Source organism: Olivibacter sp. XZL3, from assembly GCF_004368405.1.
Classification (GTDB): domain Bacteria; phylum Bacteroidota; class Bacteroidia; order Sphingobacteriales; family Sphingobacteriaceae; genus Olivibacter.
On sequence record NZ_SBJH01000008.1, the window covers coordinates 235707 to 251491 of the forward strand.

Genomic DNA, 15785 nt, shown 5'->3' on the forward strand with positions numbered 1-15785 from the left:
ACTGCTAATTGATGGAAGACCTGATACCTTCCTACAATCAAAGGAAGCGATATGTTTGGCTGGTAATGGGTTGTCGAGATGAACAGCATTGGATATAAAGCCCAGTTTAGTTAAGTTTGCATTATGTTAACGGCGGCGGAGAGATACTCTAAATTGATCAAGGAAGAAGCGAAACGTTTAGGTTTCGTTTTCTGTGGCATTGCTAAAGCCGAGTTTTTAGAGGAGGAAGCGCCCCGTTTAGAAAAATGGTTAAAGGAGCAGATGCATGGAGAAATGCACTATATGGAAAACCATTTTGACAAACGGCTGGATCCACGTCTTTTAGTTGACGATGCCAAGTCGATTATTTCATTAGGTTTTAATTATTACACGGCTGACTTACAAAAAGATAAGGATTCACCGAAAATATCCCGATATGCCTATGGTATGGACTACCATACGGTCATCAAAGAAAAACTCAAGTCGCTTCTGCACGTGATGCAAGATGAAATCGGAGAAGTGGGTGGAAGAGCTTTCGTCGATTCGGCACCTGTATTAGATCGTGCCTGGGCCAAGCGGTCGGGATTAGGTTGGATTGGCAAAAACAGTAATTTAATCAACAGACAACAAGGCTCTTTCTTTTTTTTATGTGAATTGATAGTTGATGTAGCGCTTGCTTATGACGTCGCCGCTACAAAGGATTATTGCGGAACCTGTACTCGCTGTATAGACGCTTGTCCAACTGAGGCTATCGTTGCGCCGCAGATTGTAAATGGAAGCAAGTGCATCTCTTATTTGACGATAGAACTTAAAAATGAGATCCCGGATGATTTTGTTGGAAAGATGGATAATTGGATGTTTGGATGTGATGTATGTCAGGATGTTTGCCCGTGGAATCGTTTTGCAGAACCTCATCAAGAAGAGGCCTTTAAGCCCCATCCGGACTTATTGGAGATGACGAAGCAGGATTGGGAGGAAATTACCGAAGAAACTTTTCAGCGCGTTTTCAAGAAATCGGCTGTCAAGCGTGCAAAATTTTCGGGTCTGACGAGAAATATCAAATTTTTGGGTAATCGTTGAGTGATAGTGGAATAGTAAGGAGTAGGGAAATTGTTAATACCTCCCAGCTTTACCGATTACCTGATACCTAGAATGAGTCAGTATTTTCCCTTTTTAACTAATTAACTTTTTACAGATGCGTTTTATTAAAGCAGGGCCTTCATAGATAAAACCGGTGTATAACTGCACAAGCGAGGCACCTGCAGCCAGTTTTTCCATTGCATCGGCTTCACTATGGATACCGCCGACACCAATGATCGGAAAAGCCTTAGCTGATTTTTCAGAAAGGTACCGGATCACTTCTGTTGAGCGTTTTGTTAACGGCTTCCCGCTAAGACCTCCCGGTTCATTTTTTAACTTTTCAGGGGCATGAAGGCCTTCTCTGGAAATGGTGGTGTTTGTCGCAATTACGCCTGCTATACCGGTTCTTGTTACAATTTCGACAATATCATCTAACTGACTGTTGGTTAAATCGGGCGCTATTTTCAATAGAATGGGACGGGATATGCCATTTTTCAAATTACGCTGTTGTAACGTATTTAGGATGTGTGTAAGCGGCTCTTTTTCCTGCAAGTCTCGCAAGCCAGGTGTATTCGGCGAGCTGACATTTACCACAAAGTAATCGACCACATCGAAAAGCGCATCGAAACACAGAATATAGTCCTTTACAGCATCTTCATTTGGGGTTAATTTATTCTTTCCGATGTTTCCGCCAATGATAACATCTCCCCTTTTCTTCAGGAATTTTAACCTCGTCGCGGCCACGTCTACCCCTTGATTGTTAAAGCCCATTCGATTAATCAGCGCTTCATCGGCCGTTAAGCGAAACATTCGAGGCTTGTCGTTACCTGGTTGTGGTTTCGGAGTAACCGTCCCGATCTCGATAAAGCCGAAGCCTAAGTCGACCAACTCATCAACATATTCGGCGTTTTTATCAAAACCAGCGGCAAGGCCTACCGGGTTTTTAAATGTCAAACCAAAAACTGTCCTTTGTAAACGCGGATCTTCGTAAGTGAAGGCCGCTCTGATCAGTTTACTTCCTCCCCATATTTTATTTGCAGCTTTTAAGCCCCCGGTCACATTATGATGTGCTGTTTCCGGGTTCATTAGAAAAAAAAATGGTTTGACGAGTTTATACATGGCGCAAAGATGATGAAAAATAGGCAATGAAACAATTAGCTGACGTAGTCAACATAAAAAAATTCGTACTTTTGCAGCCGCTATGATAGCTATAAATAATTTAACTTTCGAGATAGGAGCCAGAGCATTGTATGACGATGCGAATTGGCATATAAAACCAGGTGATAAAGTAGGGCTTATTGGTGCCAATGGAACAGGTAAAACGACACTGTTGCGTATCATAGTAGGCGAATATACCCCTACCTCGGGGACAATATCGATGGCAAAGGACCTAAAGATAGGTTATTTAAATCAAGATTTATTGTCCTACGAATCCGAAAAAAGTATCTTACATGTGGCCATGGAGGCTTTTGGACGGCAGAATCAGCTGCATACGGAGATTGAGTCGCTGCTTAAAAAGATGGAGACCGATTATAGTGAGGACCTGATCAATAAGTTGAGCGACAAACAGATGGAGTTTGAGGCTTTGGACGGCTACAATATCGAGTATAGGGCACATGAGATTTTGGCAGGCCTCGGATTCGATGAGGAGCAACAAAACAGAAAGCTCTCCGAATTCTCGGGAGGATGGCGCATGCGTGTGATGTTAGCGCGGATTTTGTTGCAGGCGCCGGACATCTTATTGCTTGATGAGCCAACGAATCACTTGGACTTACCCTCTATTAAATGGTTGGAAACCTATTTGCAGGCATTTGAGGGTGCTATCGTAATCGTTTCCCACGACCGTTATTTTCTCGATCGGGTGATTAATAAAACGGTAGAGTCGCGAAAAGGAAAACTTACTTTATACGCCGGTAACTATAGTTTTTATTTAGAAGAGAAGGCTTTGCGGAATGAGATCCAAGCCGGACAATTTAAAAACCAGCAGGCAAAAATTAAGCAGGAGGAGCGTTTAATTGAGCGTTTCCGTGCGAAAGCGAGCAAAGCAAAGATGGCGCAATCGCGTATCAAAGCGCTCGAGAAAATGGAACGTGTTGATGATGTAGATGACGACAATCCTACTGTTAACTTTAGCTTTAAATTCAGTAAACAATCGGGACGCCACGTTGTCCGTTTAGAACATATTACCAAAGCTTATCCAGGAGTACCAATTTTAAAGGATGCCCATGCGGTTATTGAAAAAGGCGATAAGATTGCGTTGATTGGTGCCAATGGTAAAGGAAAGTCAACGCTGCTGCGCATCATTGCTAACGCCGATAAAGATTTTGAGGGAAAGAGCGAGACGGGGCATAATGTTACGACCACATTCTTTGCGCAGCATCAACTGGAAGCGCTTCATTTAGAAAACGAGATCCTTCAGGAATTACAAGCCTTCGCTCCGAAGCATACAGAGACCGAATTGCGGTCAATTTTGGGATGTTTCCTCTTCACCGGGGATGATGCCTTTAAAAAGATCAAAGTGCTTTCGGGAGGTGAAAAGTCGCGCGTAGCCTTGGCAAAAGCACTGACAGCCGACGCCAATTTTTTGATTTTAGATGAGCCGACCAACCATTTGGATATTCAATCGGTTAATATTCTGATTCAAGCCCTTCAACAATATGAAGGAACATTGATTACTGTATCGCACGATCGCTACTTTTTGGACAACGTAGCCAATAAGATTTGGTATATTGAAAATCAGGAAATCAAAGAATATCCGGGCACTTATAAGGAGTATGAAGAATGGTCGTCGAAGCGGCCAACGGTAAAGGAAAAGGCATCAGCGCAAGCTCCTGTAAAGAAAGAAGAAAGTAAAAAAAGCAACAATACCAACTCTGAAGCGGTCGATAAAAACAAGCAGCTGCAGAAATTGAATAAGGAATTGGCCTCTTTAGAAGAAAAGGTGGCCAGTATAGAAAAGGAGATCACGGCATTTGAAGAACAGTTAGCCGACGAGAAGTTGTACAGTGATGCCGAGCAACTAAAAGAAGTCAATTTACGCTACAGCAATAAAAAAGCAGAATTAGCAGCATTCCAAGAAAAATGGGAAAAGTTGGCAGAAGAAATATTGGCATATGAAAGTGTATAAGCCTATAGGAATTGATATTGACGGCGATTGCCTATCTTTGACCCATGAATAAAAAATTTGCGAAGGAATCATTCACCATTATGAATGAGCTGGTATTACCAAATGACACCAACACCCTTAATAATTTAATGGGAGGGCGGTTACTACATTGGATGGATATAGCTGCTGCTATATCGGCTCAAAAACATTGCAATCGAATCGTGGTAACGGCTTCGGTCGATAATGTATCGTTTCGGCATCCGGTTAAACTAGGGGATGTCATCAGTATTGAATCGCAAGTGACAAGGGCTTTTAACACGTCGGTTGAAGTTAGGCTTCAGGTGTATGCGCAGAACATCCCCTCCGGTAGCAGAATCAAATCGAATGAAGCTTTTTATACCTTCGTTGCCATCGATCAAAATTCGCGGACCATTGCTGTACCTGAATTAGTTCCTGAAACGGAAGAAGAGAAAGAACTGTTCGACGGTGCATTGAGGCGGCGTCAGTTGCGTTTAATCCTTGCAGGCAAAATGAAACCGGCAGAAGCCACTGAGCTATCCAACTTCTTCAATCAACTCAATTAGAAATAATCGGTTGCCTAACGCCGCTCGTTGTAAGGTCATTCATCTATTATAGCGAATATTGGCTTAGAGCCAATCTTCAAGAGCTCAGGCGCTGTTTCAGCGCAATTAGTTACTGAGCTCTATGATGCGATCGAATTCCTCGCGAGCCAATGGCATCACAGATAAGCGCCCCTGTCTAACGAGTGCAATGTTTTGCAATTGTGGATCTGCCTTTATAGTTTCCAAGGTCACGGGATTTTTCAAGGTTTCGAAAGGTGCTAAATCAACAACCACCCACCGCTCATCATTTGTGGTGGGATCCTGGTAAGCCTCTTTGACGACTTTAGCAATTCCCACTACTTCTTTCCCTTCATTGCTATGATAAAAAAGCACCAAATCCCCATTTTTCATTGCCTGCAAATTGTTGCGCGCCTGATAGTTTCGTACGCCGTCCCAAAACGTTTGTTTGTCTTCTAAAAATTGCTCCCAACTGTATTTAAACGGTTCTGATTTAACTAGGAAATAGTTCATATAATGTAAGTACTAAGATTGCTGCGAATATAAGAAAAAGAAGCGTTTAAAGGGGCTTAAATGGCGATTTAGGTCAAAATAAAAGGAGCACCGGTAAGCGCTCCTTTTAAAAGAACAAGAAATTTTAAATTTTAATGTCCGCTATGCCCGTCTACTCCATGGGCATGTCCGTGCGACAACTCTTCTTCGGTAGCCTCACGAACGTTTAAGATCTCAATGTCAAAATGTAAATTTTGTCCTGCCATAGGGTGATTCAAGTCAACTACTACGGCTTCGGGGCTCACCTCTACCACTCTAGCGCGGAATTGGTTGCCTTGATTATCTTGCAGGGGAAGGATTTCTCCCACGGGAGGAATGCCCGACTCTTTAAACATATCGGCTGGCAACTGGGCAACAGCACTTTCATCTTTCTCACCATATGCATCAGCTGCAACGAGTTCGAAATCAATGGTATCGCCTTGCTTAAGACCTTCAATGTTCTCTTCGAATTTCGGCAACATCATTCCTACCCCATATAGAAAAACAAGCGGATTGGATTTGTCTGCCTCTTCAACAAACTCTTTCTCTCCGTTGTTGATTGCGTGCAATTTGTAAGTAAGCGCTACGACGCTGTTTGGTGTAATGGTCATTTTTGTAAAATTATGGAAACCTGTTTTATCAGATTTCCGGTTTAAAAATTAATTTTTCTACGTCCTTCAAATTATCAACTGGTAAACTACATGTATTGTTTTTGCAAACATAAATTAGATTGCGCGCTGTGATCCTGTCCTTTAAAAGGGGAAGGTTTTCTGTGTTTCCCCCCAATATAACCTTATTGGGAATATAAAGACGCTGATCTATTTCACTACGTAGTACAGGCGCATCCGGACCAGTAATTGCTATTTCATTGAATCCGTAAATTTCTTCAAGCAGCCGGATACTCCAATTTGAATAGGCGGAACCGTATGTTTTAATCTGCGGGAAAACGTTAGCCAGCAATTGGGCTGAAATCTCACTATAGGTGACATTATCAAAAATTGCGCCTAACTTATATAACTGATGGGCCATCACCGAATTTGAGGACGGGATTACATTATCCAATACCTCATATTTTCGGGTGATCAGGACATCGGCTAAATCGGAGGTGTAATAGAAAGCGAACGAATTTCTATCGAAAAAATGTTCAATAACATAATCACTTAGGGATTTCGCTTTATCGAGCCACGCTTTGTCAAACGTCGTCTCATAGAGCGTAATAAACGCCTCTATGACAAACGCGTAGTCGTCTAAAAAGCCGATAGTCATCCTAAAAGGAGTTTTTGGCTGGTGCGAAAGGGCACCGTCCGATGTCATCAGATTATCAACGATAAAGGTCGCATTCTTTTTTGCCGCGACAAGGTACTGCTCCTTATTAAAAGTTCGATATGCGTCTAAATGAGCCTTCAGCATCATCGCGTTCCAACTTGTTAAAATCTTATCATCGAGACCAGGTCTCGTTCGCTGTTCTCTATAACTTAGCAACCTTTTTTTAATGGTAGCCAAGTAGTCTTGCCATTCGTCGGGCTTATATCCGGCCTCCACTGCCAGTTTGTCAGCGTCAATTTCAGTTTTCAGGACATTGGTTCGCTCCTCTTCCCAGTTGCCATTGGCTGTGGCGGAAAAATACTGAATAAATAAGTCCGCATCCTCCCCTAGTACCTGTTCCAATTCTACCAGCTGAAAAGTGTAAAACTTGCCTTCCACGCCTTCGCTATCCGCGTCAAGTGCACTGAAAAAGGCGCCGTCTTCCGAACTCATCTCGCGGCTAACCCACTCCAGTGTCTCTTCGACTACCCTTTTGTAGACGGGATCTTGCTTCTGCAAATAGGCTTCGCAATATAGACTTACCAGTTGCGCATTGTCATAAAGCATTTTCTCGAAATGTGGGATATGCCATTCTTTGTCGACCGCGTACCTAGCAAATCCGCCCCCCACTTGATCATAGATTCCACCGGCGGCGAGATGTTTTAACGTAAAATGCGTGTGGTCTAGGATTTCCTTGTCTGCTGCTAAATGACCGTAACGAAGGAAGAAAAGCCAATTGTTAGGTAAGGGAAATTTAGGCGCGCGTTGATATCCGCCGTAAGTTGGATCGAACATGGCCTGCCATGGTTTGACAATATCCTGTAAATCTTCCGGATTGTACTTTTCAGGAATGCGATTGATGCTAAATGTTTCGCTGTCGGTAATTCCTTGCGCCAACCTTTCTGCATAATCAATTGCTGTGTGAGGTTCGTTTGTCCACAGTGCCTGTATCTGATTCAGCACATTTACCCAGTCTGCCGGCCGAAAATAGGTGCCCCCGTAAAGCGGTCTGCCATCAGGCAAACAAATGCAATTTAAGGGCCATCCGCCACTGTTTGTCATAAGCTGCACGGCCGTCATATAGATCTGGTCGATATCCGGCCGTTCTTCTCTATCTACTTTTATAGAGACATAATTACTATTCATTACTTGTGCAACCTCTTCGTTTTCAAAGCTTTCTCTTTCCATGACGTGACACCAATGACAGGCAGAATACCCGATGCTAACAATAAGGAGTTTATTCTCTGCCTTGGCTTTCCGAAAGGCTTCATCGTCCCAAGGATACCAATCTACCGGATTATGTTGATGCTGTTTAAGGTATGGAGAGCTTTCGTTTTGAAGATGATTTGCCATAATAATATCTGTAAAGGTAGCATTTTTGGTTTTACGATCGCAGAAATGTGTGTATTAATGCGCCGTCCCGCCTTTTTATTGACCTGGTTCGCATATTCTTTATGAGTGCTGAGCAAAAAATAATATCCGATCCCAGCTTATTAACACAAACAAGGCCAAAGGTGTTTTTTAGATAAAAGAAAGAAGCCTTATCATTTCCACTTTAAAATTTTTACTTTTAGGTCTTTATTTTTCAACCATGCTCATATCACATATCGAGATTTTTAGATTTAGTATTAAAATGGAGCCTTTTGTTATAGCAACGGGCACGATGGATTACGCACAGAACACCTTAATAAAGGTTTATACCGATGTAGGGCTGATTGGATATGGCGAGTGCTCTGCCTTTCCAATGATTGTTGGAGAGACACAAGACACCTGTTTGGCACTTGCTCGGGACTTTGCTCGTATTTGGAAAGGTAAAAGCGCCCTCTCATTGGAAGAACGTTTAGCCGATCTTGATGCTTATATAGCTCGAAACGCTACTATAAAAAGTGCATTCGACATGGCCCTGTACGACCTTGCAGCCAAGCATGAAGACAAGCCTCTTTACGAATTTTTGGGAGGCGCAGTTAAACCAATTACGACGGATATTACCGTGGGTATTGGTACGCCTGATGCGATGGCAGAGAAAGCTTTATCTTTTGTTAAAAATGGGGCGTCTATATTAAAAGTAAAATTGGGTAAAGAGCCAAGGGAAGATATCCATCGGATACGCGCCATACGCCAAGCAATCGGCGATGACATTCCGATTCGCTTGGATGCCAATCAAGGCTGGAGCTATGAAGCTGCCGTGGAGGTGCTGTCGGCTCTTGCAACCCTTAACATCCAATTTTGCGAACAACCGATGCGTACCTATTGCGACCATTTATTACCTGCATTAAGGGAAAATGTATCCATTCCTATTATGGCCGATGAGAGTTGTTACGATCATCATGATGCTGAGCGCCTGATCGGTACGCACAGTTGTGATGCCATTAACATTAAGTTGGCCAAATCCGGCGGTATACATGAAGCGTTGAAAATACATCGGGTTGCCAAACAACAGGGAGTGCCCTGTATGATAGGTGGTATGTTGGAAAGCCGTTTGGCTTTGTCAGCAAACGTTCACCTTGCCTATGCTTGCGAAGGTGTTGTATATCACGATATGGACACCTGTATGATTGGGCATTTAGAAGATCCAATTGTGGGAGGTGTAAAATTTAACGGTTACGACGTTAGCTTAGGAGAAAGGCCCGGCATTGGCGCCGACGTCGACCCGTCCTTTTTGAAACAGTGTGAACGCTGGCTGGTTTAAGTCGTATTGGCTTCCAGGCTTGCGATGACTGGAAGCCGACCAAACCTGCTTATTCAAACGTGATCTTTTCCGGACCCGAAACTTTATTAATGTGACACTCGCAGCGTCCGCCGCTTATCACAAAATCCGTTGTTTTTGTTTGTCCGGTAGCCGGATGTGTGGCGCTAACCTGTACGGTATCTCCCTGTATACTAAGGACGCTTTTATCGCCATCAGTGGCCACCAAATAAAACTGATTTAACGTGGTCGCTGATTCGCTTTCTGCACTGGGAAGCTTTTCTCCTTTTGACTTAAGCCTAGCCGAAAAATTTTTGACTTGTAGCGTATCACCGCTACTGTCGGTGAAGACAACTCCCACGGTGCGAAACTCCATTGTACATGCTTTCGGTGGGCAGTCGACCGCTGCCTGCTGTCCTCTTTTAGTCGTACAAGACAAAAGTATTGTAAGGACTGCTACCATTGGTACGCCGATTCTAAAAGATATCTGTTTCATTTTCAATAGTTTTTTGAGCCATCGCATTTATATGTTCGACCGCTATAAAGGTAGATATTCTCACTTACAAAAGCGTTTTCGGTCGGCTACCTGCTTAGTTTTGGCCGAAATTAACGCTACATAAGCCCTTAATGTTTTTGACAATTTTACAAAAAATACTGATTAATGGTGCCACAATTAGTAAATTGCGCAAAAATCTACATATATTATGACATATTTAGAGAAGCTGGCCGCTATCCGCGAGCAGATGACGGATCAGCATATAGACGCCTATATTATCCCTTCATCCGATCCACATATTAGCGAGTATCTTCCGGATCGCTTCAAATGTATTGCCTTCGTTTCCGGCTTCACCGGTTCTGCCGGGACGGTCGTTATTACACAAGACTTTGCCGGCTTATGGACGGATTCACGCTATTTTGTACAGGCCGCTGACCAATTAAAAAACAGCGGTTTTGAACTGGTGAAGCTCAAAACACAAGGCGTTGCAGAATATATAGACTGGTTAGCCGAACGTTTGCATGCAGGAAATACAGTAGCATTCGATGGAAAATTAGCGTCCGTCTCGGTCGCTAAACAATTGATTAGCCAGTTGCAACCGCGTAAGGTGTTAATCAACGGAACTGTCGATCTGTTGGAAGCGATATGGACAGATCGGCCACAACTACCTAAAGAACAAGCCTATATACTCGAAAGTGGACTTGTTGGGGCTAGTGTCGCTGAAAAAATCTCCAAAGTAAGGGAGGCGATGCGGAAACTCAATGTTGATCATCACCTGATTTCTTCTTTGGACGATATTGCGTGGCTTTTTAATTTGAGAGGAAGTGATGTTAAATGCAATCCGGTGGTGTTAAGTTTCGCGCTTGTTGAACCGGAGGCAACCACTTTGTTTATTGACCGCGAGAAGTTGAAACAAGCCGATGTTGCAGCACTTGAACAACAAGGGGTACAGCTTGCCGATTATGATTCGTTGGAAGACGTATTGGGTCAGTTACCCGCAGGCGAAACCGTATTGCTGGATCCGAAACGGACCTGTTATGCCGTGTATACGCAAATACCACAATATGAACATGTCATTGAAGCTTTGAATCCAAGCACGAGTTTGAAAGCGTGTAAAAACGAGATCGAAGCAGAACACACACGGCAAACGATGGTGAAAGACGGCGTTGCGCTTACCAAGTTTTTTAAATGGCTAGAGGAACATGTAGGAGAAGAGACGCTTACAGAAATCAGTATTGCTGATAAACTCTTGGCATTCAGAAAGGAACAGTCGGGATTTGTAAACGAAAGTTTTGATACCATAGCAGGCTACAAGGAGCATGGTGCCCTTCCTCACTACAAAGCCACAGAAGAAAATAAGGCGACCTTGAAAGCCGAAGGTTTATTACTTGTGGACTCTGGAGGGCAATACAGAACGGGTACGACGGATATCACCCGTGTCGTTTCTTTAGGAGCTGCAACGGACACCGAAAGAACGGACTATACGCTGGTGCTGAAAGCAATGATTGAAGGTAGCACCGCGATTTTTCCAAAAGGCAGTAAAGGATACCAGATAGACGCAATCACACGAAAACCACTTTGGGATAGACTCCGGAATTATGGGCATGGAACGGGCCATGGCGTAGGTTTCTTCTTAAATGTTCATGAGGGGCCACACGTATTGAATACCGCAAACATTGACATTGCGATTGAGGAGGGAATGGTCACATCGATTGAACCCGGCTTATATCGTGAAGGCCGTTACGGCATTCGGATTGAAAATTTGGTGTTGAGTGTTCGTGATCAGGAGACTGAATTTGGCGAATTTATGGCTTTTGAAACGTTAACCTTATGTTATATCGATATCAGTTTGGTGGATAAGGCTTTACTGGATCAAAAACATATCGACTGGCTAAATCAGTATAATAATATGGTTTATGAACGCTTGTCGCCTCACTTGGAAGAATCGGAAAAACAGTGGTTAGCTGATAAAACACGAATTATATAAACAAAAAAACCAAAGCCGCTCCTGTTAAAGCGGCTTTGGGTAGAATGACTCTTCTTTTCAACAAACAACTATTTATCGTCATGCCACATATAGCACCCGTAAAACAAGACACACCGGCAAAAGCTTTCGAAAGATTATTGGAAGTATTAAATACCCTCCGTTTGGAATGCCCTTGGGATAAAAAGCAAACGATGGAGTCGTTAAGGCACCTGACGATTGAAGAGACCTACGAATTGGCCGATGCAATATTAGACAAAGATCTAACGGAGGTCAAAAAAGAACTGGGCGACATTATGATGCATCTGGTTTTTTACGCGCGTATAGCCGAAGAAAATGACGACTTCAGTATCGTTGATGTGCTCAATAGCGTATGCGATAAGCTCATCAGTCGGCATCCACACATTTATGGTGATGTGGAAGTAGCGAATGAAGATGATGTAAAACGTAATTGGGAACAACTAAAACTAAAGGAGGGTAATCGTTCTGTCTTAGCGGGCGTGCCTAACAGTTTGCCAGCGTTGGTGAAAGCCTATCGAATACAGGAAAAGGCAAGGGGTATTGGGTTTGATTGGGAGGATAAAAGTCAGGTATGGGAGAAAGTAGAGGAAGAATTACAGGAATTCAGAAACGAATTGGACATCACGAAAGGCGAGACCGTGGAATTAGAAAAAGCAGAACAAGAATTCGGCGATCTTCTGTTTTCATTGATTAACTACGCCAGATTTTTAGGGATCAATCCAGAAAATGCTTTAGAGAAAACCAACAAGAAATTCATTCACCGGTTTAATCATTTAGAGAAAAGAGCTAAGGAGAACGGCAAGAATTTAAAAGACATGTCCTTGGCTGAAATGGATGTTTATTGGAACGAAGCAAAGCAGTTGTAACGCTCTATTATATAAGCGGGTCGGTTTATCATTATAGAAACCGACCCGTAATACATCGTTTTTAATCGCTATTCAAGGTTACTCTTCACTGTTGTTTGGAATAAAGCGTATTGAACAATAATTTAAAGGTACTATGTGCTTGCCCCCGAAAAGTTATTTCAGGACCGAAAGCATATAGTTTTCCCTTCCCGACAGAGGCCACAAAAGAAGTGACACCGCCCTTTAGATATTGCTGTCCCCAAGCCCAGCCACTATGTAGCGGTTTATCAGTATCGAACCAGGATAACACCTCCACTTCGTCACGCTTCGCAGGATCGATTTTGAATACCGGACTATTATTGAATACAATATCTGCATATTCGGTCATTCCCCAATTTGCTTCTTTAGTACTATCTATTTTAGTAGTTAAAATGCTTCCCGGAATATAATAAGACGTATTCGGTAAGGGGAGTTCCTTTCCTTTATCGGTGCTTACCAACGCATTTTTTACGGGTAGATTGAATAAGTAGGCTAAGCTGGTGCTGCTGCCGACGGTAACGATGGTCCCGCCTTTTTCGGTAAAATCCCGCAGTTGTGGAATCGATTTATCGATAGTGACACTTCCCAACATCGATCGATATTTTTCGGGGATCTCTTCGGGAGCGGGTTGACGGAGGCGCCGCCTTTCGGACTGACCTTCTGCATTGGGTATACCTCCGCTGATAAATAAAATCGCATCATACTTTTTGTGCAAATTCCCTGCGTCGATCTCTTGCGGATAAATAAGTTGAAAAGCAAAATGGTACTGCTCCATGATCCATCTTACCCAACCTGAAGGTATAGAGCCGCCGTACTGATCAAAAAGGGCAATTCTTCCTGTTTTTATTTCCTGTATCTGTGCAGGCTTTTGTGTAGCCTCAATTACTTCTACTCCATAAAGCGGGCTGTTTTTTTTCAAAATTTCTGTGCCTTTGGCGGGAATATAAAAAGATCCACTTGGCAGATTTTCTGATGAGGTGTTTATCCTATAAACAGGCACGTTGTTTTTCAATAATTCATTCACGACAATAAATGAGTTATTTACGGCCGAACTTAATAAATAACCGTTCCGGCTCGTTTGAAACGCTTTCGCAGATGCTGTTTGTAATTCGCCTTTTGGAACCATTTGAAGTGGCACATCAACGGCATCAAAGATTCTGTCAAACTCAACCCCCATTTGAAAGGCTAATGTCCACCCCGCGGCATCATATGGACGAATAGGAGGCCCACCGGGATATTCAAAATCGTTTGGATAGTTCTGCGGCTCAAACATGTCCAACACATGAGGGCGGAATGCCTGATCGGTTTTAACGACGTAGGAACCGGCAGGATAACGTTTCGTTCCAACGGTAAAAGGAGCCGTTGCTTTATTCACCTTTATACCTGTTTTCAATAGCGCATTGATAAAGTTTACCGCAGTGGGGAAATCGCGCTGATCGGCTGAAATAATATAAGCCCTCGGGTCGCGCAGGGCGGGATTCTTAAAAATAGCATCATAATATTTCATCGGTATATTATCGCGGTTCCCGTAGTAGCCTAAATCCTCCTGCTGTGCTTTTAACAGACCGGCATCCTTATCGCGGTTATACTGTGTTTTTATCGAATCAATATATTTTGGATAAAGCGTCCAATGATCTTTCCTGCCGTTGAGAATGCTATTTTTACCCATCCTGTAAATATTGAATAAGACCTCCTCTTTATACCTTGCTGCATAGTCCAATACGGCATAATTTAACGATACCGAATAATCAATAGATTGTCTGAAGTGCCAGGATTGAGGAAGTACGGGGTTAGGTGTATTCCCATTCGGTATCAAGCGATCCGGAACAAGCGGAATGCTGGTGGGCGTGGGATTCCCAATGATCTCTGTCAGCAGTCCGATCATATTGTGGTATTGTGTGGTAGTACGCAAACCACCATTATACCAAGTGCTGAAGGTAGATCCTTTAAGACGGGTAAAGCCCGGTTTATTTTCTGCATTCAAGCGATTATACATGGCTGCGCCTAAGGCGTCTATGCCTGTCATCATTAAAGGATCAAACACATAATTGAAGGGATCTCTGTAAGGCGGACCGGCGAGTACACTGCCGGGAGGGCCCGTTTGATGGTGGTTATACATAATTTGCGGCAACCACTCCAGATACAGCTGCCTGTTCATATTCCATGACTCTTTCATGTTGGCAATGTAAAAGTCGCGGTTATTATCATGGCCGATATACTTCTGGTAAAGAACCGGAACATTGGTGTTTCGTTTTAATGTATCACTGTCCTTCATATACCAGTTACCGACTAATTCGTGTCCGTCTGGATTGGCGCTCACCAATAAAGTGATCACATTTTCCAAGATATGTAAAGTTTCGGGATCATTTCGGCTAAGCAATTGATAGGCAGTTTCGATAAGTTGGTTAGTGCCGACCACTTCCGTTGCGTGTAAACCGCCATCTATCCACACCACGGCTTTGCCTTGGAGGGCTAAATTGCGTGCTTCCGTATCCTCTAAGTCTTCCGCCAGAGCCATTTTCTGCGCAATCCGCTGAAATGTTTCCAATTGTTGCAGGTTTTTTGGCGAAGTGATGACCAGCATGTACTGTGTCCGCCCCTCTTCAGTTTTCCCTATGTCCACTAATTTCAGTCGATCAGACAATGCTGCCAGTTTTTTATAATAAGCCTCCGTTTCGGTGTAATTGGTAAGCTTATAGTCCTCCCCTATGGCAAAGCCAAAATGTTCTTTTGGGCTCGGGATTTTCTGTGCCATCAGCTGCGTGGCGACTAAGAAATACAAAATGAAACCTAGTTTGATCTTTTTCCAACTCATATTAATAGATTATTGTGTGCATATATTAAGGTTATTACTTTTTAGGGTGTGTGTTTATCGGTCCTCAAACCAGGCCTTTCTCATTTTTCTCGTCATTATTAATGGGATTGTGTGCCAGCCGTGGGGGTGGGATTTTGCAATCCTTGCGAAACTGAATAGACTTGATATAACTGAAGGGTTTGTATTGAGCGCGGTAAAGAAAGGACTTCCGGATCCTTCACTGAGTAGTTATCTAAGGCCATATTCAGATCATAATTGAATAAAAATGCCCGCAGCTCAATGAAAAGGCTTTACGATTGGTTATTGCTAGTGCAATC

The 15785-nt window shown here is 43.1% G+C and carries 12 protein-coding genes; 6 read left to right on the forward strand and 6 right to left on the reverse strand.

The genetic code is table 11. The features are described 5' to 3' along the window. The first annotated feature begins 123 nt into the window (after positions 1–123). Complete coding sequence (gene queG, locus EPX21_RS03470; protein WP_134088292.1) at positions 124–1059, forward strand: tRNA epoxyqueuosine(34) reductase QueG; 936 nt, start codon at positions 124–126, stop codon at positions 1057–1059. Between the two features lie 93 nt (positions 1060–1152). Here queG and EPX21_RS03475 read toward each other — a convergent pair whose 3' ends face one another. Next, positions 1153–2178 (reverse strand): quinone-dependent dihydroorotate dehydrogenase, encoded by a 1026-nt coding sequence (locus EPX21_RS03475; RefSeq protein ID WP_134088293.1) that lies wholly within the window; start codon positions 2176–2178, stop codon positions 1153–1155. Positions 2179–2260: 82 nt separating this feature from the next. Here EPX21_RS03475 and EPX21_RS03480 point away from each other — a divergent pair, with 82 nt between their 5' ends. Together EPX21_RS03480 and EPX21_RS03485 are read left to right on the forward strand one after the other, a co-directional pair. Beyond that, positions 2261–4186, forward strand: coding sequence for an ATP-binding cassette domain-containing protein (locus EPX21_RS03480; protein ID WP_134088294.1), 1926 nt, complete (start codon positions 2261–2263; stop codon positions 4184–4186). 44 nt (positions 4187–4230) lie between these two features. Continuing rightward, on the forward strand, positions 4231–4749 hold the full coding sequence (locus EPX21_RS03485; protein WP_134088295.1) for an acyl-CoA thioesterase: 519 nt from the start codon (positions 4231–4233) through the stop codon (positions 4747–4749). 105 nt (positions 4750–4854) lie between these two features. Here EPX21_RS03485 and EPX21_RS03490 read toward each other — a convergent pair whose 3' ends face one another. From EPX21_RS03490 to EPX21_RS03500, 3 genes are all read right to left on the reverse strand, one after another. Continuing rightward, positions 4855–5259 carry an EVE domain-containing protein gene (locus EPX21_RS03490; RefSeq protein ID WP_134088296.1) on the reverse strand — a complete coding sequence of 135 codons (405 nt, stop codon included), beginning with the start codon at positions 5257–5259 and terminating at the stop codon, positions 4855–4857. Positions 5260–5390: 131 nt separating this feature from the next. Beyond that, positions 5391–5888 (reverse strand): peptidylprolyl isomerase, encoded by a 498-nt coding sequence (locus tag EPX21_RS03495; protein WP_134088297.1) that lies wholly within the window; start codon positions 5886–5888, stop codon positions 5391–5393. 28 nt (positions 5889–5916) lie between these two features. Beyond that, positions 5917–7935 carry a thioredoxin domain-containing protein gene (locus EPX21_RS03500; RefSeq protein WP_134088298.1) on the reverse strand — a complete coding sequence of 673 codons (2019 nt, stop codon included), beginning with the start codon at positions 7933–7935 and terminating at the stop codon, positions 5917–5919. A gap of 238 nt (positions 7936–8173) precedes the next feature. On the opposite strand from EPX21_RS03500, the gene EPX21_RS03505 reads away from it, so the two are divergent. Further along, on the forward strand, positions 8174–9271 hold the full coding sequence (locus EPX21_RS03505; protein ID WP_134088299.1) for a mandelate racemase/muconate lactonizing enzyme family protein: 1098 nt from the start codon (positions 8174–8176) through the stop codon (positions 9269–9271). A 49-nt stretch (positions 9272–9320) separates the two neighbouring features. Here EPX21_RS03505 and EPX21_RS03510 read toward each other — a convergent pair whose 3' ends face one another. Continuing rightward, positions 9321–9764 (reverse strand): hypothetical protein, encoded by a 444-nt coding sequence (locus EPX21_RS03510; protein WP_134088300.1) that lies wholly within the window; start codon positions 9762–9764, stop codon positions 9321–9323. Positions 9765–9972: 208 nt separating this feature from the next. Between EPX21_RS03510 and EPX21_RS03515 the strand changes: the two genes are divergently transcribed. Together EPX21_RS03515 and mazG are read left to right on the forward strand one after the other, a co-directional pair. Further along, positions 9973–11751: an aminopeptidase P family protein gene (locus EPX21_RS03515; protein WP_134088301.1), complete on the forward strand. Its 1779-nt coding sequence runs from the start codon at positions 9973–9975 to the stop codon at positions 11749–11751. Positions 11752–11831: 80 nt separating this feature from the next. Then, positions 11832–12635 carry a nucleoside triphosphate pyrophosphohydrolase gene (gene mazG, locus EPX21_RS03520; RefSeq protein ID WP_134088302.1) on the forward strand — a complete coding sequence of 268 codons (804 nt, stop codon included), beginning with the start codon at positions 11832–11834 and terminating at the stop codon, positions 12633–12635. A gap of 85 nt (positions 12636–12720) precedes the next feature. Here mazG and EPX21_RS03525 read toward each other — a convergent pair whose 3' ends face one another. Then, on the reverse strand, positions 12721–15468 hold the full coding sequence (locus EPX21_RS03525) for a M14 metallopeptidase family protein (RefSeq protein ID WP_134088303.1): 2748 nt from the start codon (positions 15466–15468) through the stop codon (positions 12721–12723). Between the last annotated feature and the right edge of the window lie 317 nt (positions 15469–15785).